The organism is Thalassospira povalilytica, assembly GCF_002844235.1.
Lineage (GTDB): Bacteria > Pseudomonadota > Alphaproteobacteria > Rhodospirillales > Thalassospiraceae > Thalassospira > Thalassospira povalilytica.
In genome coordinates this window covers 1-26784 of record NZ_PGTS01000005.1, presented here as the reverse complement: position 1 = coordinate 26784, position 26784 = coordinate 1, and the positions used below count along the sequence as shown (strand labels likewise).

At 54.8% G+C, this 26784-nt stretch carries 22 protein-coding genes; 14 read left to right on the top strand and 8 right to left on the bottom strand.

Annotated features, from left to right (window positions below; genetic code table 11):
• Positions 1-7: 7 nt before the first annotated feature.
• The 3 genes from CU041_RS13810 to glpD are packed head-to-tail and all read right to left on the bottom strand — an operon-like array spanning position 8 to position 3770.
• On the bottom strand, positions 8-1102 hold the full coding sequence (locus tag CU041_RS13810; protein WP_101247376.1) for an ABC transporter ATP-binding protein: 1095 nt from the start codon (positions 1100-1102) through the stop codon (positions 8-10).
• Positions 1103-1116: 14 nt separating this feature from the next.
• Complete coding sequence (locus CU041_RS13805; RefSeq protein ID WP_101247375.1) at positions 1117-2217, bottom strand: ABC transporter ATP-binding protein; 1101 nt, start codon at positions 2215-2217, stop codon at positions 1117-1119.
• Positions 2214-3770 (bottom strand): glycerol-3-phosphate dehydrogenase, encoded by a 1557-nt coding sequence (gene glpD / locus CU041_RS13800; protein ID WP_101247374.1) that lies wholly within the window; start codon positions 3768-3770, stop codon positions 2214-2216. The genes CU041_RS13805 and glpD overlap by 4 nt, the downstream gene beginning before the upstream one ends.
• A gap of 473 nt (positions 3771-4243) precedes the next feature.
• On the opposite strand from glpD, the gene CU041_RS13790 reads away from it, so the two are divergent.
• From CU041_RS13790 to CU041_RS13765, 7 genes are all read left to right on the top strand, one after another.
• Positions 4244-4795 carry an RNA polymerase sigma factor gene (locus tag CU041_RS13790; RefSeq protein ID WP_233433115.1) on the top strand — a complete coding sequence of 184 codons (552 nt, stop codon included), beginning with the start codon at positions 4244-4246 and terminating at the stop codon, positions 4793-4795.
• Positions 4796-4912: 117 nt separating this feature from the next.
• The gene (locus CU041_RS13785; RefSeq protein WP_101247372.1) at positions 4913-5881 is read left to right on the top strand and encodes a FecR family protein; all 969 of its coding nucleotides are present in this window, start codon (positions 4913-4915) and stop codon (positions 5879-5881) included.
• A 186-nt stretch (positions 5882-6067) separates the two neighbouring features.
• Positions 6068-8479, top strand: a complete 2412-nt coding sequence (locus tag CU041_RS13780) for a TonB-dependent receptor (RefSeq protein ID WP_233433113.1) — start codon at positions 6068-6070, stop codon at positions 8477-8479.
• Between the two features lies 1 nt (position 8480).
• Positions 8481-9392: an MFS transporter gene (locus CU041_RS13775; protein ID WP_233433112.1), complete on the top strand. Its 912-nt coding sequence runs from the start codon at positions 8481-8483 to the stop codon at positions 9390-9392.
• A gap of 6 nt (positions 9393-9398) precedes the next feature.
• On the top strand, positions 9399-9704 hold the full coding sequence (locus CU041_RS20945) for an MFS transporter (protein ID WP_233433111.1): 306 nt from the start codon (positions 9399-9401) through the stop codon (positions 9702-9704).
• Between the two features lies 1 nt (position 9705).
• Complete coding sequence (locus CU041_RS13770; protein WP_233433110.1) at positions 9706-10836, top strand: ABC transporter substrate-binding protein; 1131 nt, start codon at positions 9706-9708, stop codon at positions 10834-10836.
• 351 nt (positions 10837-11187) lie between these two features.
• The gene (locus tag CU041_RS13765; protein WP_068517985.1) at positions 11188-12648 is read left to right on the top strand and encodes an NAD-dependent succinate-semialdehyde dehydrogenase; all 1461 of its coding nucleotides are present in this window, start codon (positions 11188-11190) and stop codon (positions 12646-12648) included.
• A gap of 87 nt (positions 12649-12735) precedes the next feature.
• On the opposite strand, the gene CU041_RS13760 is transcribed toward CU041_RS13765, so the two are convergent.
• Both CU041_RS13760 and CU041_RS20650 read right to left on the bottom strand, forming a co-directional pair.
• Positions 12736-13278 carry a hypothetical protein gene (locus CU041_RS13760; protein ID WP_068517986.1) on the bottom strand — a complete coding sequence of 181 codons (543 nt, stop codon included), beginning with the start codon at positions 13276-13278 and terminating at the stop codon, positions 12736-12738.
• Between the two features lie 36 nt (positions 13279-13314).
• Positions 13315-13521 carry a hypothetical protein gene (locus CU041_RS20650; protein WP_170310237.1) on the bottom strand — a complete coding sequence of 69 codons (207 nt, stop codon included), beginning with the start codon at positions 13519-13521 and terminating at the stop codon, positions 13315-13317.
• 55 nt (positions 13522-13576) lie between these two features.
• On the opposite strand from CU041_RS20650, the gene glpK reads away from it, so the two are divergent.
• On the top strand, positions 13577-15073 hold the full coding sequence (gene glpK, locus CU041_RS13755) for a glycerol kinase GlpK (RefSeq protein ID WP_101247370.1): 1497 nt from the start codon (positions 13577-13579) through the stop codon (positions 15071-15073).
• A gap of 167 nt (positions 15074-15240) precedes the next feature.
• Entirely contained in the window at positions 15241-16185 is a 945-nt protein-coding gene (locus CU041_RS13750; protein WP_101247576.1) for an AEC family transporter, read from the top strand.
• On the opposite strand, the gene CU041_RS13745 is transcribed toward CU041_RS13750, so the two are convergent.
• The gene (locus CU041_RS13745; protein WP_170310236.1) at positions 16186-18339 is read right to left on the bottom strand and encodes a bi-domain-containing oxidoreductase; all 2154 of its coding nucleotides are present in this window, start codon (positions 18337-18339) and stop codon (positions 16186-16188) included.
• Between the two features lie 138 nt (positions 18340-18477).
• Between CU041_RS13745 and CU041_RS13740 the strand changes: the two genes are divergently transcribed.
• The 5 genes from CU041_RS13740 (at position 18478) to CU041_RS13720 (ending at position 25348) form a co-directional block, all read left to right on the top strand.
• Positions 18478-20892 (top strand): glycosyltransferase, encoded by a 2415-nt coding sequence (locus CU041_RS13740; protein WP_170310235.1) that lies wholly within the window; start codon positions 18478-18480, stop codon positions 20890-20892.
• Positions 20893-21087: 195 nt separating this feature from the next.
• On the top strand, positions 21088-21984 hold the full coding sequence (locus CU041_RS13735; RefSeq protein WP_068518479.1) for a dihydrodipicolinate synthase family protein: 897 nt from the start codon (positions 21088-21090) through the stop codon (positions 21982-21984).
• 190 nt (positions 21985-22174) lie between these two features.
• Complete coding sequence (locus CU041_RS13730) at positions 22175-23458, top strand: NAD(P)/FAD-dependent oxidoreductase (protein WP_101247367.1); 1284 nt, start codon at positions 22175-22177, stop codon at positions 23456-23458.
• A 14-nt stretch (positions 23459-23472) separates the two neighbouring features.
• Entirely contained in the window at positions 23473-24474 is a 1002-nt protein-coding gene (locus CU041_RS13725) for a 4-hydroxyproline epimerase (RefSeq protein ID WP_101247366.1), read from the top strand.
• A gap of 205 nt (positions 24475-24679) precedes the next feature.
• Complete coding sequence (locus CU041_RS13720) at positions 24680-25348, top strand: GntR family transcriptional regulator (RefSeq protein WP_101247365.1); 669 nt, start codon at positions 24680-24682, stop codon at positions 25346-25348.
• Between the two features lie 135 nt (positions 25349-25483).
• On the opposite strand, the gene CU041_RS13715 is transcribed toward CU041_RS13720, so the two are convergent.
• Both CU041_RS13715 and CU041_RS20815 read right to left on the bottom strand, forming a co-directional pair.
• Positions 25484-26554 (bottom strand): proline racemase family protein, encoded by a 1071-nt coding sequence (locus tag CU041_RS13715; RefSeq protein WP_233433109.1) that lies wholly within the window; start codon positions 26552-26554, stop codon positions 25484-25486.
• Positions 26555-26598: 44 nt separating this feature from the next.
• Positions 26599-26784 (bottom strand): hypothetical protein (locus tag CU041_RS20815; protein WP_212733803.1); only part of this gene is annotated, 186 nt, incomplete at its 5' end.

Sequence of the window (26784 nt, the reverse complement as noted above, 5' to 3'; positions counted from 1 at the left end):
TCCCCCCTTACGCGACCAACTGACTGTCGGCGTAAAGCTTTGTCCATTCAGGCGCAAAGCGCAGGATGCCGGACTGTCCGATCACCTGTTCGTCTTCGCCAAGCTTGACCTTGATTTCGGATGCGCCAAACCGGGTGGTCGCGATCTTGTACTGACCAAGGTCTTCGACCTTGATGATGTTGACCTCAACACCATCGGCTCCCTTGGCAGCAGTGCCGGTTTCAAGGGTCAGGAATTCCGGACGGATACCGAGTTCGATCTTGCCGCTCTGTTTGGAAACGGCATCAAGGTGACGGTCCGACAGTCCGATCCGTTGCCCGTCAATCCAGGCCGCACCATCATCGATCTTGCAATCCATGATGTTCATGCCGGGGCTTCCGATGAAGTACCCGACAAAGGTATGGGCCGGATTTTCAAACAGTTCCTGCGGGGTGCCCAACTGCACGACCTTGCCGCCATACATGACGACGACCTTGTCGGCAAAAGTCAGGGCTTCGACCTGGTCATGGGTGACATAAACCATGGTCGGGCGCAGTTTGTTGTGAATTTCCTTAAGCTTGCGGCGCAGAACCCATTTCAGATGCGGGTCAATCACCGTCAGCGGTTCGTCAAACAGAATGGCCGAGACATCATCACGGACCAGACCACGGCCAAGCGAGATGGTCTGTTTTTCATCCGCACCAAGGCCGCGGGCCTTTTGTTTGAGCTTGCCGGTCAGGTCCAGCATCCCGGCGATTTCGCGCACACGCGCATCGACGCGCTTTTCATCGACGCCACGGTTTCGCAGCGGGAAGGCGAGGTTTTCGTAAACCGTCATGGTGTCATAGATCACCGGGAACTGGAAAACCTGTGCGATGTTGCGGTCTTCCGGGGCCAGATGGGTGACATCCTTGCCATCAAACAGAACCTGCCCGTGCGAGGGCGTCAGAAGGCCGGAAATGATGTTGAGCAATGTGGTCTTGCCACAGCCCGACGGGCCCAAAAGGGCATAGGCGCCGCCATCTTCCCAGACATGTTCCATGCGGCGAAGGGCATAATCCTCGTCCGATTTCGGATCGGGGAAGTATGAATGCGCAAGGCTTTTAAGATCAATACGTGCCATTTTTCTAACTCACCTCACGCCGCTTTGCCGTTGGAAATCTCGACCGGCGGGGCGGCCACGAGTTTGCCGTTTGCATCAAAGGCAAACAGACGTGTCGGATCGACATAGAAGGACGTGGCTTCGCCCAGACGCGGGTTGTGAACGCCTTCTTCCTGAATGACCCAGGAAACATCATTGAAATGCACATGGACAAAGGTTTCCGAACCGGTGATTTCGGCCAGTTCAACCTGTCCCTGCATGGCGATCGTGTTATCCCCGGTCGGATCAACCGAAAGGTGGTTGGCACGGATGCCAAGGGTGTATTTGCCGTTCGAAAGCCCCGACAGATGACCGGCAAGCGGCACCTGATGACCCGATTTCATAAAGATCGCGCCATCGCGGACTTCGGCATCGACCAGATTGATCGGCGGATCGGAAAAGATCAGGCCGGTCTCGACAAAGGCCGGGTTGTGGTAAACCTGTGTGGTCGGACCAAACTGGGTGACGCGACCTTCATGCATGACCGCACATTTCCCACCCAGAAGCAGGGCTTCCATCGGTTCGGTCGTGGCATAGACAACAATGGTGTCGCGTTCCGCCAGAAGGTTCGGGATTTCTTCGCGCAGTTCTTCGCGCAATTTGTAGTCAAGATTGACCAGCGGTTCGTCAAGCAACAGCAATTTGCAATCCTTGACCATGGCGCGTGCCATGGCGGTGCGCTGTTGCTGGCCACCGGAAAGTTCCTGTGGCAGACGATCAAGCAGATGTTCGATATGCATCAACTCGGCGGTTGAACGCACACGCTTGTCGATTTCGGCCTTGGCGACACCCTGAAGCTTCAGGGGGGATGCGATATTGTCATAGACATTCATCGACGGGTAATTGATGAATTGCTGATAGACCATGGCGACATTGCGCTTCTGGACGGCCATGCCGGTCACATCAACATTATCGACCAGAATGCGCCCGCTGCTTGGCGGTTCAAGCCCGGCCATAATGCGCATCAGTGTCGTCTTGCCGGCCAGGGTCCGCCCCAAAAGGACGTTGAATGATCCCGGTTCCAGCGTCATCGACACATCGTCGATGTGGGACTCCCCTCCCACGGTCTTGGATATGTTTTCAAGCGTAAGGGTCATTTTCCACTGTTTCCTTCGCCCGTTTTCACGGTGTTTCTTGATTTCGGTTCCGTTGCGAACCATTGGACAATGGCATTACGCGTCTCATCCGATACATGCAGCCCCAGCTTGGAGCGGCGCCACAAAACGTCCTGGGCTGTTTTGGCCCATTCACAATCCACCAGATAGCGCAATTCACATTCATAAACGTCATCCCCCAGATGCCTGCCAAGCCCCTGAAGATCAGACGCATCACCAACAATTCTGTTGGTGAGTGTGCCGTAGTTTTGCACGTAACGGTAGATTTGTGCGTCGGGAATCCACGGAAATTTCTTGTGCATCGCGGTAAGATACCGCTCGAAATCCGCGTCCGGCATGTCGCCCCCCGGAAGCGCGCTTGTCGCGGTCCAGCGGGTGTCTTTCTGCCCCAGCAAAGGGCAAAGCTTGGTCATGGCTGATTCAGCAAGCTTGCGATAGGTCGTGATCTTGCCGCCATAGATGTTTAGAAGCGGTGCACCATCCTGTTGCAGATCACCGCGATCAATTTCAAGAACATAGTCGCGGGTGACCTGTGATGCGTCTTCGCTGCCATCGCCATAAAGCGGGCGCACCCCGGAATAGGTCCATACAACATCATCGGTGGTGATTTTCTTTTCGAAATAGCTGTTGGCAAGATCACACAGATATTGCGTTTCCTCGTCGCTGATCGCGACCTTGGACGGGTCCCCATTATAATCCCGGTCCGTCGTGCCGATCAGGGTGAAATCCTGTTCATAGGGGATGGCAAAAACGATGCGCCCGTCCGGGTTCTGGAAGATATAGCAATATTCATGGTCAAACAGTTTGGGCACCACGATGTGGCTGCCCTGAACCATGCGGATACCCTGTTTCTTTTTGGCCTCGACCCGGCTTTCAAGCAGTTCCGCACACCATGGGCCTGCGGCATTGACCAGTGATCTGGCCTTTATGACCTGTTCACTGCCATCATCAATGTTGCGGATCGTAACATTCCAAAGATCGCCGTCGCGTTTGGCCGACACACATTCGGTTCGTGTGCGAATATCGGCACCCTTGTCTCGTGCGTCCATGGCATTAAGAACCACCAGACGGGCATCCTGCACCCAGCAATCGGAATAGACGAATGCCTTGTCCATGCCCTTGACCAAGGGCTGGCCAGCCGGATGGGATGCAAGACGGATGCCCTCCGATCCCGGAAGTGTTTCGCGACCACCAAGATGGTCATATAAAAACAGACCCAGACGGATCATCCATGCCGGGCGCAGACCCTTGACATGGGGCAGCACAAAACGCAGCGGCCAGATGATATGCGGGGCAGCGCGCAGCAACACTTCGCGTTCAATCAATGCCTCGCGGACCAGCCGGAATTCATAATGTTCAAGATAGCGCAGGCCGCCATGGATCAGTTTGGTACTGGCCGATGAGGTGGCGCTGGCAAGGTCGTCCTTTTCACACAAAAAGACACTCAGCCCGCGGCCCGACGCGTCGCGCGCAATGCCCGTACCATTTATGCCACCTCCAATGATGGCAATGTCGAATGTTTCTGAACTGAGCAACCGTTGCCTCCCTGGTGCTCTTATTTGTGACGGCTATTCTCAGATGCCGTTCCGTTATTTCACAAACGTTACGAGTGGCTAAAAATAATTGCAAGCGAAAATTATTACCGGGTTAAATTTTCGATAACGAACTTAATAGTTCGAAAGATAACGGTTTGTTATTGCGTGATGTTTTTGCGTGTTGAGCATGTCAGGCCAGCTTGAATTCGATTTTTTCAATAAGGCATGCTCCGCCCGGAATGCTCAGAATCGGTAAAAAGTGAAAATCAGGTCAGAAGCGGCTGTAAAGGCGCAAAGCCCGGTGGTTGTTACGATTTCCAAGAGGAAATGGGGTGCGTTTATTTGCAATTGCAAATTATTATCATCATTGATAGGTTGCGTGGGCTGGCCGTCGGGGGGGCGCCGGTGCGGTTCGCAATGATGCCTTTAGGCAATCCTTGGGGGAAATCCGCGAGGGCATTCAATGCCATGCGATGGCGTTAACATCTGAACATGAAGTTCTGAACATGAAGTTCTGGCAAAACAGGCTTGCAAAGCTGTTTGAAGATCATCGGCGACAGTTGGTTTCAATTGTCACGCGCCGGATCAGTGATCGCGAAACCGCGGTCGAACTGGTGCAGGATGTCTATGCCAGACTGATGAAGGCCGGTGACCGCGGCACCGAGGAAGAAAATACCAAAATCCTTTATGCGTCGGTGCGCAATGCGGTGATTGACTATCATCGCAGCAATGCCGGACGGGCCAATGTCATGAACGGGATTTTGCCCGTGCAGCTTTGGCAGAACGAATCATCATCGCCACAGGATCATGCAGAATCCCGTCAGGCGCTTGGTGCGCTAGATCAGGCATTGCTGGAACTGACCCCGAAAGCACGCGAGATGTTTCTTCTGCATCGTATCGAGGGCATTTCGAACGCCAAGCTTGCCAGGAAATACGGCATTTCGGTCAGTGCGGTGGAAAAACAGCTGGCACGCACCATGCGCCACTGTCAGGAACGATTGGCGGCCTATCGTGATCCCGAATGAAATGATCGGCCCCGGTCCTGAGGATGTTTCTTCCTCATTCGTTATTGTTTATAGAGATGACTTCACAACCGGGATGGCGTCATCCCCGCTGACCATGAGTGGACACCAGTAAAACCGATGCAAGGCCAACACATACCGACCGACGCGCAGAAGGATGAGGCGGCACTCTGGCACGTGAAACGGGCTGGCGGGTCCATGTCTGTCGCACAGGAAGGCGAATTTGACGCCTGGATCAATGCCGACCCGGGCAACCGGCTGGCATATGACCAGATGCGTGTGCTGTGGGCCCAGGTCGAAGAACCGGCACGTCGTATGTCCACCGCAATGGCTGGTGAAAAGCCCCGGTTTGACAAGGTCAGACAATGGTTTTCCCCCGGCCGGGCCTTTGCCGGGGTTGCCGGTGCGGTGGCGGTTGGCGCATGTGTGTTTTTCTTCAATCCCGATATGGTCGAAAACATCCGGGCTGACATCGTGACTGAAAATGAAACGGTCACGGATGTCACGCTGACTGACGGATCAATCGTCCATCTGGCCGCCAACAGCGCCATTGCGACCGATTTTGCCGACGGTCGACGGGATGTGGAACTTTTGCGCGGGCAAGCCTTTTTCGAGGTAACCCATCGCAATGGCGACCGGTTCCGGGTTCATGCCGGCCCGGCAATGATCGAGGTGGTCGGCACGCGCTTTAATGTCGATTACCTTAGCCGCAATACAGAAATCGCTGTCGAAGAAGGTGCTGTCCGGGTTTCAAGCAATGACAACCCGCAAGGTGTCCTGCTGGGGGCAGGGGACCGGGTGGCGGTCAGCACAGCGGCATCGCTGGGTGACGTTGAAAAGACCGACCCGACAGCAATTCACGGCTGGATGCAGGGGCGGTTAAGTGTTCGCAATGTCACTGTCGGCGATCTTGTTGCGCGTCTGGACAATTTTGCGAGCGGTCGTCTTGTCGCACTTGGCGATGTTTCCGAACGAACCATTTCCGGCAGTTTCCCGACCACCGATGTGGTTGGATCGCTTGAAACTGTCGCGGCTGCTGTTGGTGCAAAAGTGATCAGAACGTCGCCCTGGTTAACCGTAATCTATTAGGATTTGATCTGAGATTGCGAAAAATTCGCAAAAAAGACGATCTTGATGTGAGGTGTTTTTCTTCCCGCACGTTTGTCCTTTCAGAAGCAGGGGGACCTGCCTGAATGAAAAGACGCATCATGGAGCGGGAAGTTGCATTCCAAACAGGCAATATCAAAAAAGAACGGCTTTATTTCGGGGTTGTTGGTGTCGTCATCGATTGCGATGTCGGGCTGTTTTATCACCACGATCGCAAGCGCCCAGGACCAATCAAACGATCTGGCCGGGCAGCAGGTCGAAATCGCCCAGGCACTTTACGACTTTGATCTGACGGTCAATTCGATTGCCGACGGCGTGGTCCGGATCGGGGACATATCGGGTTGGCGCATTGCCTATGCGGTTGATCTGCCCGATCTTGACGGTGCCCGCGAAATCCGCGGCACGATGTCGGTTCCGGCCGCAATTGAAATCCTGATCCGTGGAACGGGTCTTGCCTATCGCGATGCCGGCAATCAGTCACTGATCCTGGTGGCAACGGGTGCAGAAACCGGTGAAAACGGATCAATCGCCCTGGACCCGGTGTATGTCGAGGCGATGAATGCGAACGCCGACCTTCCGGCTGCCTATGCCGGGGGGCAGGTTGCCTCGGGCGGGCGTCTGGGGATGCTTGGCAATACCGACATCATGGACGCCCCGGTCAGCATCACCAGCTATACCGCCGAACGTATTGCCGACCAGCAGGCCGAAACAATTGCCGATGTCTTGCAATATGATCCGTCCGTACGGTCGCCCAATGCCGAAACCGCCAATCTGGACACCTATCAGATCCGCGGGTTCGGGGTGAACCTGTTCAATACGGGGGAGGTATCCTTTAACGGTGCATACGGGGTTGCGCCGACCTATCGCGTGATGTCGGGTCTTGCCGAACGGATCGAGGTTGTTAAAGGTCCCAACGCACTTCTCAACGGTATGTCGCCGACCGGTGCGGTTGGTGGTGCCATCAATATCGTTCCCAAACGCGCCGGTGACGAGGATTTGAACCGGGTCAGTCTTGATTACGGGCGTGGCGAACAGGGTGGTGGCAATGTCGATTTCAGCCGTCGCTACGGCGCGGAAGATGAATTCGGTGTGCGCTTTAACGGGGGCTATCACAACGGGGATACCTTCCTTGACCGTCAAACGCGTGAAACATCGCTGGGTGCGCTTGCCCTTGACTATAAGGGGGATCGGTTCCGGGCATCGGTCGATCTGATTGATCAGCGCGAAAACCTGAATGCACCGGCCCGTGAATTTCGCTTCAGTTCCGGTTTTGCCATTCCTGATGCACCGGACGGATCAACCAACCCGATCCAGGAATGGGAATGGTCCGATGCGGTTGACCGTTCCGGGATGATCCAGGCCGAATATGACCTGATCAAGGATGTTACCGTGTTTGGCAGTTTTGGTGGCGGGCGCACGGAACTTGATCGTCTGTTCGGAACGCCGACGGTTCAGAACGCGGCGGGCGATTATACCGATAGTGGCCTTTCATATCGCCGGTTCCAGACTGATCGCTGGTCGGCAAGTGGTGGTGTCCGCACCGAATTTGAAACAGCCGAGATCAAGCACAAGGTAACCTTCGAAGCGACCCGTTACGAAGACGAACTGCGTCAGGGGATCAGCAACGCGGCATCAAGCCCGTCGGCCAACATCTATACGACCCTTGCTGTGGCCCCGATTGCGGTCAGTGCCCCGACGAGCAAGCCGAAAACGTCTGAATCCCAACTGACCGGCTATGCGCTGGCCGATACATTGGGCTTTCTGGATGATCAGGTTCTGGTAACGGTTGGTGCGCGCCATCAAAGCATTTCTGTTGATAACTACAGCAGTGGTACAGTCAGCAGCAGTTATAATGATGACGTGATTTCACCGATGGCCGGTGTTGTGTTCAAGCCGGTCGAAACGGTTTCGCTTTATGCCAACTATATCGAAGGCCTTAATCAGGGCGATATTGCCCCCAACACGGCGGCCAATGCCGGGGAGGCAATGGAGCCCTATGTCGCCAAACAGATCGAAGCCGGTGTGAAACTTGATTTCGGTACCATTGGCGGTTCCGTTGCGGCCTTCCAGATTACCCAGCCGGACGGTGAAACCGACGGGGCAACCAATATCTTCCGTGCTGACAATGAACAGCGCAACCGCGGGCTTGAACTTAACGTCTTCGGGCAGGTGACCAACGATGTTCGTCTGCTTGGCGGTGTGATGTTCCTTGATTCCGAAATCACCAAGGCGGTATCGGCAAGCAGCAAGGGCAAACGTCCAGTCGGCACACCGGAAATGCAGATCAACCTTGTCGGCGAATGGGACACGCCCTTTGTCGATGGTTTGACGCTAAGCGGCACGGTTACCCATACCTCCAAACAGTTTGTTGATACGGCCAATACCCAGACCATTCCAGATTGGACGACGCTTGATATTGGCGCACGTTACAAGACGGAACTGTATGGAACGCCGGTTACCGTGCGGGCAACCGTACAAAACGTGACCGATGAAAAATACTGGTCGGGTGTCAACCAGTGGCGGTTTGTGTCACTTGGTGCACCGCGCACAGCGCTGTTGTCTGTGACTGCGGACTTCTGATGTGACAGCCCCGCGCTGGCAAATCCATCTGCTTTTTGTCACCCAGCTTGTTGCGATGGGGGCAATGGAAATGAGCGGGCCGTTCTGGCCCGTTCATTTGCGCATGTTGGTCAATTCTGATGATCTGTTCAGCTTTGCCAGTGTTGCGGTCTATGTCGGGCCGATGGTTGGCATCATGCTGACCAGCACATTCTGGGGGCGGATGGGTGACCGGTTCGGGCACAAATCCATGATGCTGCGCGCGCTTTTTGGGCTTGCGGCAACCCAGATGGCTTTGGCCTTTGCCGGGGATGTCTGGTCGATCCTGATCTTGCGGTTCTTACAAGGAGCGTGCGCGGGTTATATCGCGCCAGCACAGGCTTATGGCGTCAGTATCGAAAGCCCGGCCAACAGAACAAAGCTTTTTGCCTATTTGCAGATATCAACCAATGTCGGGTCACTTGGCGGGGCCGTGGTCGGGGGCGTGATACTCGATCATGCCAGCTTTTTCTGGATCAACTTTACGGCGGGTCTTCTGTGTTTTGCCTGTCTGTTGCCGGTTGTGATTTTCCTGCCGTCGGCAAAGCACCGGCTGCCAGATACCCGGTTGTCTGATGCGGGGAATGCACGAAACCGGCAAGCACGCCCTGCTGACCCATCCCGGATTGCCGTGGTCCTTCTGATATTGGGGGTGTTGCTTCTGGCCCGCATGGTGACCCAATCGGGCTTTTCATTATTCGTGCTGGGTCGTTTCGAGGTTGAAAACTGGGTGGTCGGGGCCTGTTACGGGTTGCTTGCACTTGGCTTTGTTACCGCGGCATCGTTTTGGGCACGCTATTTCGAAGCCCGAAGCCCCCGGGACATATTGAAACGCATGTGCCTGGTCATTGGTGGATGCGTCATCGTGACCCTGATGGCCGGGGCGACCGGGTAGATTTTCGTGTTTGCCGGAATGTATTTCGTCTGGGGCGGTTTGTTGGGTGCAACGACCCCGGTTCTGACGGCGCTGATATCGCGTGTTGCCCCGGATCAGCAACAGGGGCGTGTTCTGGGACTGGCACAAAGTACGGCACAGATGTCAGCGATTTGCGGCATTGCGCTTGGTGGCTGGTTCGCGCAGGTCGCGGGACTTTCGAACATCTATTTCCTTGTCGGCCTTGTCTATCTGGTCGGGTTGTTTGCATGCACATTTGGGTATGTGCGCATGCGCCCGCTGACACGGCCTGTTCAACATTCAGGAGACTGAAATGAAGCTGAAAATGACGGTTCAGTGGTTCATTGCGATGATTGCAGCCATGAGCCTGTATCATTCGGCGATGGCCGAAACCATCACCGTAACCGATATTGCCGGGCGTCAGGTTGACGTTACCGTACCGGTCAAGCGTGCTGTTTTGGGCGAAGGACGTCAACTTTATATCATTGCCGCCCTGGACCGTGAAAACCCGGCCGAACATATTGTTGGCTGGCGCAAGGATTTGATCGAAGCCGATCCGGCAACCTATCAGGCCTATCTGGAAAAGTTTCCGGCATTTGGCAAAATTCCGGCCTTTGAAGGATTGGAACAAAGCCTGATTGATATTGAAACCACCATCGCCCAGAAGCCCGATATCGTCTTTCTTAATCTTGAAACCAAGCGCGCGGTCGAAGAAGCGGCCTATATCGAAAAACTTGGCGGATTGAATATTCCGGTGGTTTATGTTGATTTCCGCAATGATCCGGAAACCAATACCGAACCGTCGATCCGCCTGTTTGGCAAGCTGTTTGGCAAGGAAGATCGTGCCGAAGAATTTATCGATTTTCGTGCAGCTGAAATCGCCAAGATCACAGACCGGCTGGCAGCGGAAAACCCGCAACGTCCGAAAGTTTTCATCGACCGTGCTGCCGGGTTCTATGAGGATTGTTGCCACTCATTTGGCAACAGCAATTTCGGCGCGATGGTCGAGTTTGCCGGTGGCAATAACATCGCCAAGGACCTGATCCCCGGAACATTCGGTCAGATCAATGCCGAACAGGTGATTGTTTCAAGCCCGGATCATATCATCATCACCAGTGCAATGTGGGATGCCTACGTACCGGGGGGGCGATGGGTTCCGGTCGGGCCGGGCGCGGATCGCGATGAAATTCGCCAGAAACTGAAATTCTATCCGACACGGGCGGCCTATCTTGGCATCGCGGCACAGAAAACCGGGGCGTTTCATGCCGTCTGGCATCAGTTTTACAACAGCCCCTATCAGTTCGTTGCCATTCAGCAAATGGCAAAATGGTTCCATCCGGACCTGTTTTCCGATGTCGATCCGGATGAAACATTCCGAACCCTGCATGATCGCTTTTTGCCAATCGACTATCAGCCGGGATATTTCGGGTCGCTTTCGGAATAACGGATCGCGTGAAACTGTGACCGCATTTCGCGGACAGTCGTGATGATAATCGGGGACGGGAACCGCAAAGCGGTTTCCGTCCCCTTGTTTTTGCAAGGCAGGTGGCGGCGCCAAGCCGGCCGGTGAAATTGATGGTAACTGGCTGGGGAGACGGCCAAATATCGCATTTTCTGCCAAAAGATTCGGTCAATGGTGGATCGGTTGCAATCTTCTGGCAAAGGGCGTGGTCATGGTTGTTTGCGATTGCCAAGGCAGAAATATCTCGCGAAGATGTGGCATTGATCCCGGAGCAGACTAGATGTGGGATATCCGATCGAGTTGCTCCCAATAAAGAATTCCGGAGGCACTAAAATGATATCGCTTAAAGACCCGTCACTTTTCACCCAGCAGGCCTATGTCGGCGGGGAATGGGTCGATGCCCCAGACGGGAAAACCGAACAGGTCACCAACCCGGCCACCGGTGAAGTGCTTGGCACTGTGCCGGTCCTTGGCCGCGATGCGGTTGCCCATGCGGTCAATGTTGCCGAAAAGGCCCAGAAGCTTTGGAAAAAGCGCACGGCGAAGGAACGTTCGGCCATTTTGATGAAATGGTACGACCTGATGATGGAAAATCAGGATGATCTTGGTGCCATCATGACCGCCGAACAGGGCAAGCCGCTTGCCGAGGCCAAAGGCGAAATCGCCTATGCGTCAAGCTTCCTGCAATGGTTCGCCGAAGAAGGCAAACGTGTTTATGGCGATGTGATCCCGACCTTTGCCGAAGGCCGCCGTGTGATGGTTCTGAAAGAACCGGTCGGTGTTTGTGCTGCGATCACGCCGTGGAACTTCCCGACGGCAATGATCACGCGCAAGGCGGGCCCGGCACTGGCGGTTGGCTGTGCGATGGTGGTCAAACCGGCAATGGAAACGCCCTATTCCGCACTGGCCATGGCGATCCTGGCCGAACGTGCCGGCCTTCCCAAAGGGCTGCTGTCGATTGTTACCGGTGAAGCGGTCGAAATCGGTGCGGAAATGACCGAAAACCCGAAAGTCCGCAAACTGACCTTTACCGGATCGACCCCGGTCGGGCGTTTGCTGATGCGTCAATGTGCCGATACGGTCAAGAAAATCAGCCTTGAACTTGGCGGCAATGCGCCGTTCATCGTCTGTGAAGATGCCGATATCGATGCCGCGGTCGAAGGTGCGATTGCATCGAAATACCGCAATGCCGGTCAGACCTGTGTCTGTGCGAACCGTCTGTTTGTCCATGATGCGGTCTATGACGAATTTGCCGAAAAATATGCCGCCAAAGTCGCCGAAATGCCGGTCGGTAACGGTTTTGAGGACGGCGTGGTCATTGGTCCGCTGATCAATGAGAAGGCGGTGGCAAAGGTTGAAAACCAGGTTGCCGACGCTGTGTCCAAAGGTGGCCGCATCCTGACCGGTGGCAAGCGCCATGAACTTGGCGGGTCTTTCTTCCAGCCGACGGTGATTGCCGATGCCAATCGTGACATGACGGTCTTCCGCGAGGAAACCTTTGGCCCGATGGCGCCCCTGATCCGTTTCCACAGCGATGACGAAGTTCTGGAAATGGCCAATGATTCCGAATTTGGCCTGGCGTCATATTTCTATTCGCGTGACATTTCGCGCATCTGGAAGCTGGCCGAAGGACTTGAAAGCGGTCTGGTCGGTGTGAATGTCGGCGTAATGGCGACCGAAGTCGCACCGTTTGGCGGTTTCAAACAGTCCGGTGTTGGCCGCGAGGGTTCGAAATACGGCGTCGAGGATTATCTCGAAGTCAAATATGTCTGCATTGGCGGGATCGACGACTGATCCCGAACAGGGCACGCATGCAAAAGGGCGCTGCAAACCGCAGCGCCCTTTTCGTTTGTAAATTTGCTGGTCTGTCGCCCGGGATGATCAGGCCGAAAACAGATCTTTTCGTGCGCCCGACGTCTGGGGATCGTCTTCTTCACCGGTGATGGATTGTGACGATCCGGCCGGCAGTTCCGATTGCAGTTCGGTAAAGACGTCAAACATGCGCGGGTTAAAGGCGATCTGTGCCTGCATCCGGTCGCGGCGTTCGCTTTCGGATTCCTTGCCGTCATTCTTACCGAGTTCCGCATTGGCAAGTGTGTTGCCATTAAGCTGCTGTTCGATGGCATCAGCGATGGTTTTTTCGACCGCCTGACGATCTTCGGCATCCATTTTGGCCAATGCTTCTTCGTCCAGCCCCATGCTTTTAAGGATTTTGGCGCGCAATTCTTCGATTTTGCGTTCCTCGATTTCCTTTACATAGGTGGTGAAGCCGTGTTCGCGGATATAGGCCAGCTCGGTATTTTCTTCCTTGTCGTCATCAGGAAGCGGCTGACTGTTTGAGGCAATCGTCATGCCCTGCGAAGCCGCACTTTTGGCGCTATAGGCGGTTTTGGTGACGCTCAGCAATGTGTCATACAATCCCATAAGAGCCCTCCATGGGAAAAAGATGCCGGTTGGAATTCATTCTTGCCAGATTTGTTGCAATTCGCGTGCCGCGCGAAAACCGGCCATTTTTGCCGCATGCAACGTGTGATACGCTCTCGCCCAACAGGGCTTTGCTAGAAAATCGGTGAAAAATTTTCGAAAACGAATTGTTTTTTGGTGCGATTTTTTTCTAAATAGAGCGATAAAGCCAACCGCCCGGTCGCAAAGACGGGCAAAACGCATGGCATCATGCAGGGTCAGAGGGCAGGGAAACTGCCGGCTCGGGAGGAAAACACAAATGACCGATACGCGTTACATCCTTGCCATTGATCAGGGAACGACAAGTTCACGTGCGATTGTTTTTGATGAAAACGGCCGATCCGTTTCCGTCGCACAACAGGAATTCCCCCAACATTTCCCCAATAGCGGCTGGGTCGAACATGACCCCGAAGATTTGTGGAACACGGTTGTTGCCGTCTGCAAAGAGGCATTGGCGCGCGTTGATATCAAACAGGTCGCAGCCATTGGCATCACCAACCAGCGTGAAACCACCGTTGTCTGGGATCGCAAAACCGGCAAGGCGATTTACAATGCCATTGTCTGGCAGGACCGCCGCACCGCATCGCTGTGCCATGATTTGAAAAAACGTGATCCGGGGCTTGAGGATGCGGTCAATGCACGTTCGGGTCTTTTGATTGATCCGTATTTTTCGGCCACCAAGGTTGCCTGGATCCTTGACCATGTATCAGGCGCACGGGCACGGGCCGAGCAGGGCGATCTTGCGTTCGGCACGGTCGACAGTTTCCTTTTGTGGCGTTTGACCGGTGGTAAATCCCATGCGACCGATGCCACCAATGCCGCACGCACCAACCTGTTTAACATTCGTGAAAACGCCTGGGACGATACGCTATGCCAAATCTTCCGGGTGCCGCAAACCATGCTGCCCGAAGTCGAGGATTGTGCGGCCGACTTTGGCGCAACCGATCCCGATCTGTTCGGGGCCGAAATCCCGGTTCTGGGCATGGCGGGCGATCAGCAGGCGGCGGCCTTTGGCCAATGCTGCTTTGAGCCGGGCGATATCAAAAGCACCTATGGCACCGGCTGTTTTGTGATCCTTAATACCGGGGACGAGGCGGTAACATCCCGGCACCGTCTTTTGACCACGGTCGGGTATCGCATCAATGGCAAGACAAGCTATGCCATCGAAGGGGCGATCTTTGTCGCCGGGGCGGCGGTGCAATGGTTGCGCGATGGTCTTGGCATCATCAAATCGGCGGCCGAAACCGAAGGATTGGCAAAATCCCTTGATGGCAATCACGGGGTTTATCTTGTCCCGGCCTTTACCGGACTTGGCGCACCCTATTGGGACCCGGATGCGCGCGGCGCGATTTTTGGCCTGACGCGTGATACCGGCCCGCGTGAATTTGTCCGTGCCGCGCTTGAAAGCGTTTGTTATCAGACATTTGACCTGTTTGAAGCCATGGCCGCAGATGGTGTGTCGCCCAAGGCGGTGCGTGTTGATGGCGGCATGGTTGCCAATGACTGGCTGTGTCAGATGCTGTCGGACGTTTTGGGTATTTCGGTCGAACGGCCCGAAGTCACCGAAACCACGGCCCTTGGTGCGGCCTATCTTGCCGGTCTTCAGGCGGGGATTTACCGCGATCTAGATCATATTTCCGCCAACTGGCATCTGGATGCCAGTTTCGAACCGAAGATCGAAACATCGCGCCGTGATGGTCTTTTGGCAGGGTGGAAGGATGCGGTTCGCCGGGTTCAAACCGATCCCGAGGCCTGACGCGCATAGCTGCATTGTCCGGCATTCGTGCCGTAACACTGGTAAGCATTTAAATTGCTTTGTACTATTTCAGGACGGTATCGCTGATGCCGTCCTTTCTTTTTGCGCGATTTATGGAATTTGGGGTCTGTTATCGCGCCTTGATTTACAGGGGTGTCGGGGGGAATATGCTTGATCTGATCGTTGGAAAAGTTGGTCCTGTCTTTTTGACGATCATGTGCGGCTTTGTGCTGACCCATATCAAGATCATCTCCCGCCAGGGTATTCCGTTCCTTGCCAAAATCGCGATGAATGCCTTTATCCCGGCCATGCTGTTCCAGACTTTGTCGCAATCCGACATCAGTGCGCATTTCGATTTGCGCCTGTGGGGCAGCTATTATTCCGGTGTGTTTTTGAACTTTGCGGTGGTGTTTGTCATTGCGCGTTTGTGGCTTAAGGCCAGAACAGATGAATCCGCCGTGACCGCGATGGGCGGGGTGTTTTCCAATATCGTTCTTCTGGGCATTCCGCTGGTGCAGGCCGTTTATGGCGAAGAAGGTCTGGTGCCGGTTCTGATCATTTTGTCGATCCATCCGCTCAGTCTTCTGGGGATGACGATCATGATCGTCGAAGGATCGCGCAGTGGCGGTGACGGGCACTGGTTGCCGAAAGTCCTGCGCAGCGTTTTGCGGGTTTTGAAAAACCCGATCATCATCGCGATTATTCTGGGTGTGCTGGCATCCCTGCTTAAGATCCGGATGCCTGAAATGATCGACGGCACCTTTGAGCGGTTCCGCACAGCCGGACCAACCATTGCGCTTTTGCTGGTTGGTGCGGGGCTTTACGGGCAGTCGGTGCGCGGCAATCTGAGTGCCAGCTTGCTCTGTACGGTGGCCAAGATGTTTGTTCAGCCGCTTCTGGTCTTTTCGGTCGGGCATTTCATCTTTGATCTGCAGCCCTTGCAACTGACCATCCTGACCCTTGTCGCCGCGCTGCCATCCGGGGCGAATGTGGCGATCATTGCCGGCAGTTATAATGTTTGTATCGACCGGTCGGCCACGACCATTCTGATTACCACCGTGATCAGCATGATCACCTTGCCGTTGATTGTTCTTTATGCCGGCGCCTTCTGATCAATAACCGGCGGCATTGATCACGAGTGCCATCAGTTTGATTTCATCTTCAAGGCCCGGCATCAGCCGATCCTGCCTGCCGGATGCGATGGCATCGACAAAGGTTTCAATAGCCGATCTTTGGCCTTTGTCCTGGCCAAAATATGTACGCATTACGGTGTGTCCATTGATCGAAAGTTTGCGCCAGTCGGTCAGTTGCGCATCAAATCCCGGTGCATCGATCTGAAGGATTTCCTTGGGTTCGCGACGTGTGCTGTGCTGATAGCTGATGTCACCTTGTGATCCGTCCTCGAACCGGATTGTCCAGATGCTGTCACCGGCGCGGCGATCAAGCCACTGGCAACGGATATCACTGATTTCGGTCCGGTTCAGACAGGCGATCAGGTCAATGAAATGGGTGATCTCGCCAATTGTGCGCCCGCCCTGTTCCGGATTGTTCAGCCAGTGCCGATCGGCAAGCGGGGTGACGCGCACCCGGTAACGGAAATGCTTTGGCCCGTCGGGCAGGGCGTCTTTCAGTTTTGCGGTCATGGCGGCATAGCGGCGATTATGCCCGACCATAAAGATCGCATCAGGCGCCATTACCGACTGGCAATCGTGCAAAAGTGCAAGCTCGTCGCGGGTTATGGCAACCGGTTTTTCAAGCCAGACATGTTTTCCGGATTTCAGTGCGTCGGCGGCAAGGGCTGCGTGGCTGTCATGGCGGGTGGCGATCATGACGCTGTTGATCGCGGGGTTTTCGAAAATCTCGTTGGCAGATGTCAGCGCGCGGGCATTGCCAAATTTGCGCGCAACCGCCATCGCAGACAGCCCGTCACGGGAACAGCATGCGACAATATCGGCATTGCCGCAGTTTTTCAGATACGGGACCAACTGACTGCCAAGGTAATTTCCTGTGCCGATCAGACCAAGGGTTACGAGGCTTGCTTTGCGTGTTGGTGGTTGTTGCTTGGAAGGTTGACGGGACTTTGGGATTAAGTGCGCCCGGGGATCGGTTGGCGGGGTTGGCGGGGTTGGCGGGATTGGCGGGGTTTGCTCGGTCGGCTGCGATGCGATGTCATAACTTACCAGTGTCGCCAACTGATCCTGCGACGGACCTTTTGCGAAATGATTGGCGATATCGGCAAAGGTGATCTTGTTTGTGATCAGGGGGGATGGATCAAGTTTGCCATCCGCCATCAAATCAAGGGCAGCCTGCATATTGCGTTTGATTGTCCAGCGCACATAGCCCAGCGGATAGTCATGGCCCAGTTCTTCATAGGCGGGGTCATAGCGGCCCGGCCCGTATGAGCGGACCTGATGAATGCTGATTTCCTTGTCATAAAGGGTTTTGCGGCGCGCACTGATATTGACATCGCCAACGCAAATGATTGTGCCGCGATCCCGGCACATGCGTGCTGCCTGGTCGATCAATGTATGCATGCCGTGCGCGGCAGCACAGATATAAACAGCATCAAAACTGTTGTCGGGGGCGTGGCGGCAATGATCGACACCGCCATGGGCACCGTTTTCCTGCGCAAGTTGCCGGCGCAACGGATTTGGTTCGATGATCGTGGTGCGCGTGCCGCTTGCGTGGGCCGCTTGCACAAGCAACTGGCCGATCAGCCCCGCACCGATAATCGCGATCTTGTCGCCAATGGTTGTTTTCCCCTGTCGCAAGCCATGCAGTGCAAGGGCATAAAGGGTGGCAAAGGCCGCCTTGTCGTCCGGGACGCTATCGGGAACCGGGCAGGCCAGATTGACCGGAACACGGTTCCATTGGGCATGGCTGGCATGGCCCATTCCGGCAATCGCCACCCGTTGACCAAGATAAAAGCCGTCCGCCTTGGCACCAATGCGTTCTATCCGCCCGATTGCCGAATATCCCAATGGCATCGGACGGCCAAGCTGATTGGTGACGCGCGAAGCGGTGGCCTTTGCACCGCTGGTTGCCAGTGATTTCAACGTCAGTGCAACAAGATCGGGGCGTTGCCATGCCTTTTGCCACAGCGGTGCTGTTGTCTGACGCACCTGGGTGAATTCCGTGCCCGGGCTGATGACGCTAAAGCATGTTTCAACAAGGATGTCATGGTCACCCGGGATTGGAACCGGACAGTCGGCAAGGACGACTTTGCGCTCGCCAGGAAATCGCAACAGGGCTTTCATCTCTGCCATGATCATCCTTTTTCGATAACAGGTTGAATATCATTGGGAATATTAAACCACATGCGGGCCGGGTTGGTCGATCCGTGATTGACGCGGGCACGGTGCAGGTTTAGCAAGATGGCAGACTTCAATTTGGAACCGCTTATCATGCAACAATCTGTCCCGGCGCGGCATTGGCGCGACACTGTGCTTGGCCTTGCCGCTATCCTGTTTGGTCTTTCTGCACCGCTGTTTTTCTTTGGGCGGACGGCCTTGGGGATCGGGCTTGGACTGTCGCTGATTGCAGCACTTGCGTCTGCTGATCATGGTGAAGCCTGGCGCAAAATGCGTGCTGATATTGCGACGCCTATTGGCTTGCTTGTCTGCGCGGCACTGGCGGCCTTTTTCGTGTCTGCTGCTTGTTCGATCATGCCGGGAAAATCGCTTGAAACCTGGACCGGGCGTTTCGCAATGATGGCGGGTATCTGGTATCTGATGCGCCTGATCGAACCAAAAGCAAGGCTTGCGTGGGATGCATGTATATATGGTGCGGTTGCAGTTGTCGGTTACTGCATGTTTTCCATTCTTGTGTATCCGGAATTATTATCGCTCAAGGCGCTGCGTGAACCGGACTTTGCGTTCGACATCACCCGTCGCCTCAAACCGCTTGGCAGTTTCCTGATTTTTGGGGCGATGATGCTGGTCATTGATGCCATCGACCATAAGGGATTGCGTCGATATGTTTCGGTGCTGGCGGCAATCTGCATTCTTCCGATCCTTGAGGTGTCGCATGGTCGTGCCAATGTGGCAGCGATGATGGCTGCGGCCTGTGCGGTTGGTTTTTGTGCGGTGCTTCTGATCAAGTCCCGCGTCCTTAAAATCGGTGTGTTGGTCGGAGTGGCCGGTATTTGCGTCATTGCCCTGACATGGTTGAGTGGGGTGACAAGCAATTCAAGCAGCCTGATGGGCTTTGACACCTATCTGCCGACCTGGCTTGTTGATATTCACCGTCAGATGATCTGGAAATTTGCCTTTAGCCACGTCTTTGATCATCCCCTGATCGGCTATGGGATCAATGCATCGCCCTGGGTTCCCGGTGCCGATGAAATGGCGGGAACATCCAGTCAATCTGTGTTGCCCGGACATCCCCATAGCTGGTTCATGGAAATCTGGCTTGAAGTCGGGCTGGTGGGGCTTGCTGTCGTTGTGCCGCTGGTGCTGTTAATTGCAAAGACCGCGATCACGGATGTGTATTGCAACGGGCTAAGGGCGGCGGCTTTGCCGCTCATGATGCTGGCCGCATACTGGTTTGCTGGACTGTTCAATTACTCGTTCTGGACGTCATGGTGGTTCGGGGTCTTCCTGTTGTCATTGTCGTTGGCGCTGTTGCGCCGTGAAGCGCTACTTGCGACAAGAAACCCCAAGTCCCGCCGCAAAACCATGATTGTCTGTGCTGAAGACTGGTCTTTCGTCTCGCACCGGATCGGATTGGGGCGGGCGGCATTGGTGCGTGGTGACGAGGTTGTCGTTGCCTGCAATACCGGGGCCGCGACCGAGGCCCTGCGTGCCGAAGGATTCCGTGTGGTCAATATTCCGATTGCGCGTGGCGGGCTAAGCCCGCTCAAGTCGCTTAAAACGGTTAAGGCATTGGCTTGTCTGATCCGCCGCGAAAACCCGGACGTGATCGTCAATGTTGCCATTCAATGTGTTGTTCTGTCGGTATGCGCCGGCATGCTGGTTGGTGCAAGGCGGTCGGTCAATATGGTAACCGGGCTTGGCTTTCTGTTCGTTTCGGGCGGGGCCAAGGCAAAGGTTGTTCGTGCCATCGTCTCGATGATTTTGCGGGTTTATGCCCGCTTTGGTTCTGTTCATATAATCGTGCAAAATCAGGATGATCTTGCTCTGATGAAGGGGCTCGGTTTTAAGGAAAACCGTATCAGTCTGGTGCGGGGATCTGGTGTTGATATTTCGGCATATACCCCGTCTGACAAGGTGCCCGGTCATCCCAAAACGGCGATTTTTGTGGCCCGCATGTTGTGGTCAAAGGGGCTTGCAGAACTGATTGAAGCGGCCCGCATGCTTAAATCCCGCGGTCGTGATTATCGTATTCTTTTGGTTGGCGATGTTGATCCGGCCAATCCCGACAGTGCGAATGAGGCTGACCTTGTCAGTTGGCAAAAAGACGGGCTTGTCGAATGGCTTGGTAAACGAAGCGATGTTGCGTCGCTTCTGCGCGATGCGGACCTGGCTGTCCTGCCGTCCTGGCGTGAAGGATTGCCAAAGGCATTGCTCGAAACAGCAGCTTGCGGGCTTGCGATGGTTGCAACCGATGTGCCCGGCTGTCGCGAAATTGTCCGCGATCAGGAAAACGGAATTCTGGTACCGCTACGTGATGCAAACGCATTGGCCAATGCCATCGAAACGCTGATGGAAGATGACGCAAAGCGTGCAGAATTTGGCAAAGCCGCCAGAAAGCTGGTGGAGAATGAGCTGTGCGATGGCGTGATCATTGCCAAAACACTTGCTGTCGTGACCGGCGAACCAATGCCGCCGCGGGTTCAGAAATTGCCATTCTTTGCCTGATATTATGCAGACATCACCACCAACCAAAGGGCCCGATTTCGGGCCCTTTTCTTTTTGCGGAAGAAACCCGTTGCACCTGTGTTTTTAATTTTGTATACAATATACATGAATTGCATTTGGTCCCATGACCAAACCGTTTGAACATTCATGGCGGGGTAGGTGAATTATCCAGCCATATCAGGAGGTTACTTTCCCATGCAGGTAAACTGGACTGGCGTTTTCCCCGCCGTTGCAACCCAGATGAACGAAGATGGCTCTATCGATTTTGATATGACCGCAGAACAGATCGAAGCCCTGATCGAGGCAGGCGTTGACGGTCTGGTGATGCTGGGGTCGGTTGGTGAAAACACCGCCCTTGATCCCGAAGAAAAAGTTGCCGTTCTGAAGCTTGCTGTGGAAGTCACCAAGGGCCGCATTCCGGTTCTTTCCGGTGTTGCCGAAAGCTCCACCCGCGCTGCGATCCGCTATGTCCAGGAATGCGAAAAAATCGGTGCCGATGGCCTGATGCTGCTGCCGGGCATGGTTTACACCGCCGATCCGCGTGAAAATATCGAACATTTCCGCACGGTTGCCAATGCAACCAAGCTGCCGATCATGATCTATAACAACCCGGGTGCCTATCGCATCGACATCAAGCCCGAAGAATTCAATCAGCTTGCCGATGTCAAAAACCTGGTCGCGATCAAGGAAAGCTCGGGCGACCCGCGCCGTATCACCGACATCTATAATGCCTGTGGTGATCGTTTCGTTCTGTTCTGTGGCATGGATGACCTTGTCATGGAAACCCAGGTTCTTGGTGCGGTTGGCTGGATTTCCGGTTTCACCGATGCCTTCCCGAAAGAATCGGTCGCACTGTGGAAGCTGCTGTCTGAGGGCAAATACAAGGAAGCTCTTGAAATCTATCGCTGGTTCACCCCGGTTCTGCACATGGATGTTCATGCCAAACTGGTGCAATACATCAAGCTGGCACAGGAAATGACCGGCGTTGGCAAACCGCATGTGCGTGCCCCGCGCCTGCCGCTGGTGGGGGAAGAACTCGAAACCATCAAGGCAACCATTCAAAAAGCCATCGACACGCGCCCGTCGCTCTAAGGGCCTCGTTCCTGGTCCTTTGTAACGACCGCAATCACACCTCTCGCACCCGAAAACCGTGATTGCATTCAGGGTCGGTTTGATGAAACAGTAAGCTCCCCCGTGGCTATTCATGGGGGAGTTTCCTGCCATCTGGCGACCATTTCACGACAAGAAACCAAACGCGCACCACATCAGGCGAGGCCCCGAAATGACCAATACCAAACCCGATACCAATACTCCGGCAAGTGATGGCAAAAAGGCCGTCGTCATTGGTGCTGGCATTGTCGGGGTGAATGTCGGTCTGGCTCTTTTGAAAAAGGGCTATGACGTTACCATTCTTGATCGCGGGGAGCCGGGCAGGGGGACTTCCTTTGGCAATGCCGGCGGGATTGCGGTTTCCGAATGTGCGCCGATCGCGATGCCCGGAACGCTGCTGAATGTGCCGGGCTGGTTGATGGACCCCTATGGTCCGCTTTCGATCCGCTGGACCTATTTGCCCAAAATGATGCCCTGGCTGTTGCGCTTCATTGCCGCAAGCTCCAAAAGCCGGGTTGAACAGATCAGTACCGAGCTGGCCGCGATCCTTAATCGCGTCTGGGAAGATTACGAACCGGTAATTGCCGAGGCTGGCCTAAATGACGCAGTCTTTAAAAAGGAAGGCGCGCTTGGCGTCTATCGCTCGGAAAAGACCCGGCGTGATGCTGAATACGGCATTGATTTGCGCCGGCGCAAGGGCATTAAAATCCGCGATATCACACGTGACGAGATCATGGATCTTGAACCTGATCTGGCGCCGATCTTCCCGTGTGGTGTGATCGAAGAAGACTGGGGCCGTGTGCTTGATCCCTTCAAGATCGTGACCGGTCTGTATAAGCATTTCATCGAGCGCGGCGGAAAATTCCAGACTGCAGATGTCACCGATTTCGTCTATCGCGACGGGCAACCACGTGCGGCCATGACCACATCTGGCGATCAGATTACCTTTGACACGCTGGTGGTTGCCTGCGGCGCGTGGTCGAAAACGCTGGCCAAACGTCTGGGCTCGCCCGTGCCGCTTGACACAGAGCGCGGCTATAACACCACCGTTCCCTATCATGATGTCAAACTGTCACGCACCATCATCAGTGCCGATGACAGTATCATCCTGACACCGATGGAGATGGGCATTCGCGTTGGCGGTGCGGTCGAACTTGGCGGGCTGATTGCCCCGCCCAACTATGACCGTGCCAAGGCCCTGTTTGCCAAGGGCAAGGAAGTCCTGCCGAAACTCAATGCCGAAGGCGGCACCGAATGGATGGGCTTCCGGCCGTCGATGCCGGATTCAAAACCGGTCATTTCCAAAAGCCCGAAACACCGCAATGTCTTCTTCTCGTTCGGTCATGGTCATCTTGGCCTGACCATGGGGGCGACCACCGGTCGTTTGATTTCCGATCTTGTCACCGGATCGCAAACGCCGATCGACATGACGCCCTATCGTATCAATCGCTTCTGAGTGCAGGCCCCATAATGGCGAAAAACAGCTTCTTTTGCATAGACGGTCATACCTGTGGCAATCCGGTTCGTCTGGTTGCAGGCGGTGGACCAAAACTTGAAGGTGCCAACATGCTCGAAAAGCGTGCGCACTTTCTGGCTGAATATGACTGGATCAGAACGGGTCTGATGTTTGAGCCGCGCGGCCATGACATCATGTCGGGCTCGATCCTCTATGACCCGACTTCTGATGATTATGATGTTGCGGTGCTGTTTATCGAAACATCGGGATGTCTTCCGATGTGCGGTCACGGCACCATCGGGACTGTGACCATGGCGATCGAGGAAGGTCTGGTAAAACCGAAAACCCCGGGGCGTCTGCGTCTTGAAACCCCGGCCGGTCTGGTGATTGCCGAATATAAGCAGGTCGGCGATTATGTTGAATCAGTCAAGCTGACCAATGTGCCATCCTTCCTTTATAAAACCGATATCGAGGTCGATTGCCCTGATCTTGGTCCGATCAAGGTCGATGTTGCCTATGGCGGCAATTTCTATGCGATTGTCGAACCTCAGGAAAACTTCCGCGATATGGCCGATTTCACCGTGGGGGATCTGCAACGCATCAGCCCGGAATTGCGCCGGCGCCTGAATGCGGAAAACACCTTCGTTCATCCGCTCCATCCCGATATCAAGGGACTTTCCCATATTCAGTGGACCGGCAAACCGACCCAACCCGAAAGCACCCATCGCAATGCGGTGTTTTATGGCGACAAGGGTATTGACCGTTCACCTTGCGGCACCGGCTCCTCGGCCCGTCTGGCGCAATTGGTCGCCAAGGGGCAGTGGGATCCGGCCGACGAGCTGGTACATGAAAGCATCATCGGGTCACAATTCCGCGTTTCCGTGGTCGAGAAAACCAAAGTCGGCGAATTTGATGCAGTGGTGCCGGGCATCGAAGGCTGGGCGCGCAAGCACGGCTATAACACCATCTTTATTGATGACCGCGATCCCTATGCGCATGGTTTCATTGTGAAATAATCGGATTGCGATGGCGTTTGTGACAAAGGGGGCTTTATGCCCCCTTTGTTGTATTTCGCCCGATCATGGGAAATTATACAGTATGCAATTATATTGCGACTTGCATGGGCCAGCGTTATGACTATTACCAGACGGGCTTGGCCCGTCTGGGCGGCACATCGACCCGCACGCCATGATTTCGGGTAACAGATTATAAAGAGCTGAAATGACCGCATCACCGCGATTTACCCGCCGTACCATCACCGATCAGGTGACCGAAGACCTTCGGGCACGTATCCTTTCGGGCGATTTCCCCGCCGGCTTCCAGTTGCGACAGGATGCCATTGCCGGTGAATATAACGTATCGCGTATTCCGGTCCGCGAAGCTTTGCAGCGCCTTGATGCCGAAGGGTTGGTAACGTTTCAGCCGCACAAGGGTGCAATTGTTTCCCAGCTTTCGCTTGATGAAATCGAAGAACTGTTCGAAGTCCGCAAGCTCCTTGAATGCGAATTGCTCCGTCATGCGGTGCCGCGTCTGACCCCGGCCGATCTCAAATCGGTCGAAGACATCCTGCTGGTCTATGATGAAGCCTTCCGGTCGGGGGATGTTGCCAGATGGGGCGAGCTTAACCGTGAATTCCATGATCGGCTTTACCGGGCATCGAACCGTCCCAAGACGCTCGAAATCATTCGCATGATCGGCAACAACACCGTGCGCTTTACCCAGGCGCAGCTTGCCTTGTCCGGTGCAACCGATCGGGCCGAACGCGAACATCATCAGATATTCGAAGCCTGCAAGGCCGGCAATACCGACGAAGCGGTCGAACTGCTTGCTGATCACATTCAAAGTTCGGCCGACAGCCTGATGGAATGCCTGCGCAAGGCCCGTGAATAGGCGATCATCGCACAGATTTCGCCAAGATATCGCAAAGATATCGCAAAGATAGAGTCCGATAACTAAAAAGGGATGCCATATGCGGCATCCCTTTTTTGCTGTGATGGGCTCTGCGGCCTAGATGGGCTCAAGGACCTATCGGACAATAAATCCTTGCCCGACATCATCACCATCCTCATACCAGAAACTGGCCTTGCCACTGTAATGGGCCTGGCCGCTGACCGATGCGATGATTGCGGCGTGCGGACCGCAATTGGTGACATCGGCGACCGATCCTTCAAAACCTGATCCGATCACGCTTTCAAATGGCCGCGTTTGACCGGGTTTGATCAGGTCCTTGGCATGCTGGATGGCAAGACGCGCACTCACACCTGATCCGGTCGGGCTGCGATCGACCTGGTTTTTGGCAAATACACATATATTACGTGTTGGTTCGGGGCTGAACGCGTCGCGCCCGTCGGTCAGGATCGCGCCATACAGAAATGCCAGATCATCATGATCGGGATGGGAAAGCGTGATGCTGTCATTCACCGCCTGACAAATCTGTTCCGAAAGGGCGGTCAGACGGCCGACATTGTCAGGCGTAATCGCCATGTCAAACTGCCCGGCATCAAGGATCGCATAAAACGCGCCGCCATATCCGATATCGGTTTTAAATGCCCTGCCATCGGGCAGGCAAAGCGCAAGATCGCTGGCAAACATGAAGGATGGTACGGATGAAAACCGCACCTTGCCGGTTTTGCCATTGGTAACCTCGACCTCGGCGCGGACCAATCCGCACGGGCATTCGATATTGACCGGGGTGACGGGTTCGATTGCTTTGACCAGGCCGTAATCAATCGCATAACGACCAAGTGCCAGAATCGCATGGCCGCACATGGTCGAATAACCTTCATTATGAATGAACAAAACCGCCAGATCGGCCTCGGGCAGGCTGGGCTCGACCAGTATCGCGCCATACATGTCGTAATGACCACGCGGCTCGAACATCAAGAACCGGCGCAGATGATCAAGATGGTCACGCGCATATCGGCGTTTGGCAAGAATGTCCTCGCCCGGAATGGCGGGATAGCCTGACGTAATAATCCGAAGCGGCTCGCCGCCGGTATGCATGTCGATCACCTCGATCGGTGTCGCCTGATCGGGAAATGTCGGGGCATTTTGCGAATCAGGTCGGGCTTTTTTGCGGTGGGGCATGGTCGCCATCGGGGTCCTCGGTGGTTTTTCGGCCTTTTTTAAGGCCGGGATTCTCATTTTGCAGGCGGTGTATGGTGGTTTGGCGCGAACATCTTAGTCTCATTCTCGCGCCGGGCAATATTGGCGGGCTGGAATTTTGGGTCGGCGATGCCCTTGCAGGTCATAAAAGTGAAACCTATATATGCTTTCGCGCAAAAATTTTGCGTAACGGCATTTCTGTCATTTTTTTGCAAAAAGGT

Bases quoted from the DNA above. Each gene is read 5' to 3' on its own strand.
- CU041_RS13810 (WP_101247376.1), bottom strand. From the start codon at position 1,102: ATGGCACGTATTGATCTTAAAAGCCTTGCGCATTCATACTTCCCCGAT.
- CU041_RS13805 (WP_101247375.1), bottom strand. From the start codon at position 2,217: ATGACCCTTACGCTTGAAAACATATCCAAGACCGTGGGAGGGGAGTCC.
- CU041_RS13790 (WP_233433115.1), top strand. From the start codon at position 4,244: ATGGCGTTAACATCTGAACATGAAGTTCTGAACATGAAGTTCTGGCAA.
- CU041_RS13785 (WP_101247372.1), top strand. From the start codon at position 4,913: ATGCAAGGCCAACACATACCGACCGACGCGCAGAAGGATGAGGCGGCA.
- CU041_RS13770 (WP_233433110.1), top strand. From the start codon at position 9,706: ATGAAGCTGAAAATGACGGTTCAGTGGTTCATTGCGATGATTGCAGCC.
- CU041_RS13765 (WP_068517985.1), top strand. From the start codon at position 11,188: ATGATATCGCTTAAAGACCCGTCACTTTTCACCCAGCAGGCCTATGTC.
- CU041_RS13760 (WP_068517986.1), bottom strand. From the start codon at position 13,278: ATGGGATTGTATGACACATTGCTGAGCGTCACCAAAACCGCCTATAGC.
- CU041_RS20650 (WP_170310237.1), bottom strand. From the start codon at position 13,521: ATGCGTTTTGCCCGTCTTTGCGACCGGGCGGTTGGCTTTATCGCTCTA.
- glpK (WP_101247370.1), top strand. From the start codon at position 13,577: ATGACCGATACGCGTTACATCCTTGCCATTGATCAGGGAACGACAAGT.
- CU041_RS13750 (WP_101247576.1), top strand. From the start codon at position 15,241: ATGCTTGATCTGATCGTTGGAAAAGTTGGTCCTGTCTTTTTGACGATC.
- CU041_RS13745 (WP_170310236.1), bottom strand. From the start codon at position 18,339: ATGGCAGAGATGAAAGCCCTGTTGCGATTTCCTGGCGAGCGCAAAGTC.
- CU041_RS13740 (WP_170310235.1), top strand. From the start codon at position 18,478: ATGCAACAATCTGTCCCGGCGCGGCATTGGCGCGACACTGTGCTTGGC.
- CU041_RS13735 (WP_068518479.1), top strand. From the start codon at position 21,088: ATGCAGGTAAACTGGACTGGCGTTTTCCCCGCCGTTGCAACCCAGATG.
- CU041_RS13730 (WP_101247367.1), top strand. From the start codon at position 22,175: ATGACCAATACCAAACCCGATACCAATACTCCGGCAAGTGATGGCAAA.
- CU041_RS13725 (WP_101247366.1), top strand. From the start codon at position 23,473: ATGGCGAAAAACAGCTTCTTTTGCATAGACGGTCATACCTGTGGCAAT.
- CU041_RS13720 (WP_101247365.1), top strand. From the start codon at position 24,680: ATGACCGCATCACCGCGATTTACCCGCCGTACCATCACCGATCAGGTG.
- CU041_RS13715 (WP_233433109.1), bottom strand. From the start codon at position 26,554: ATGGCGACCATGCCCCACCGCAAAAAAGCCCGACCTGATTCGCAAAAT.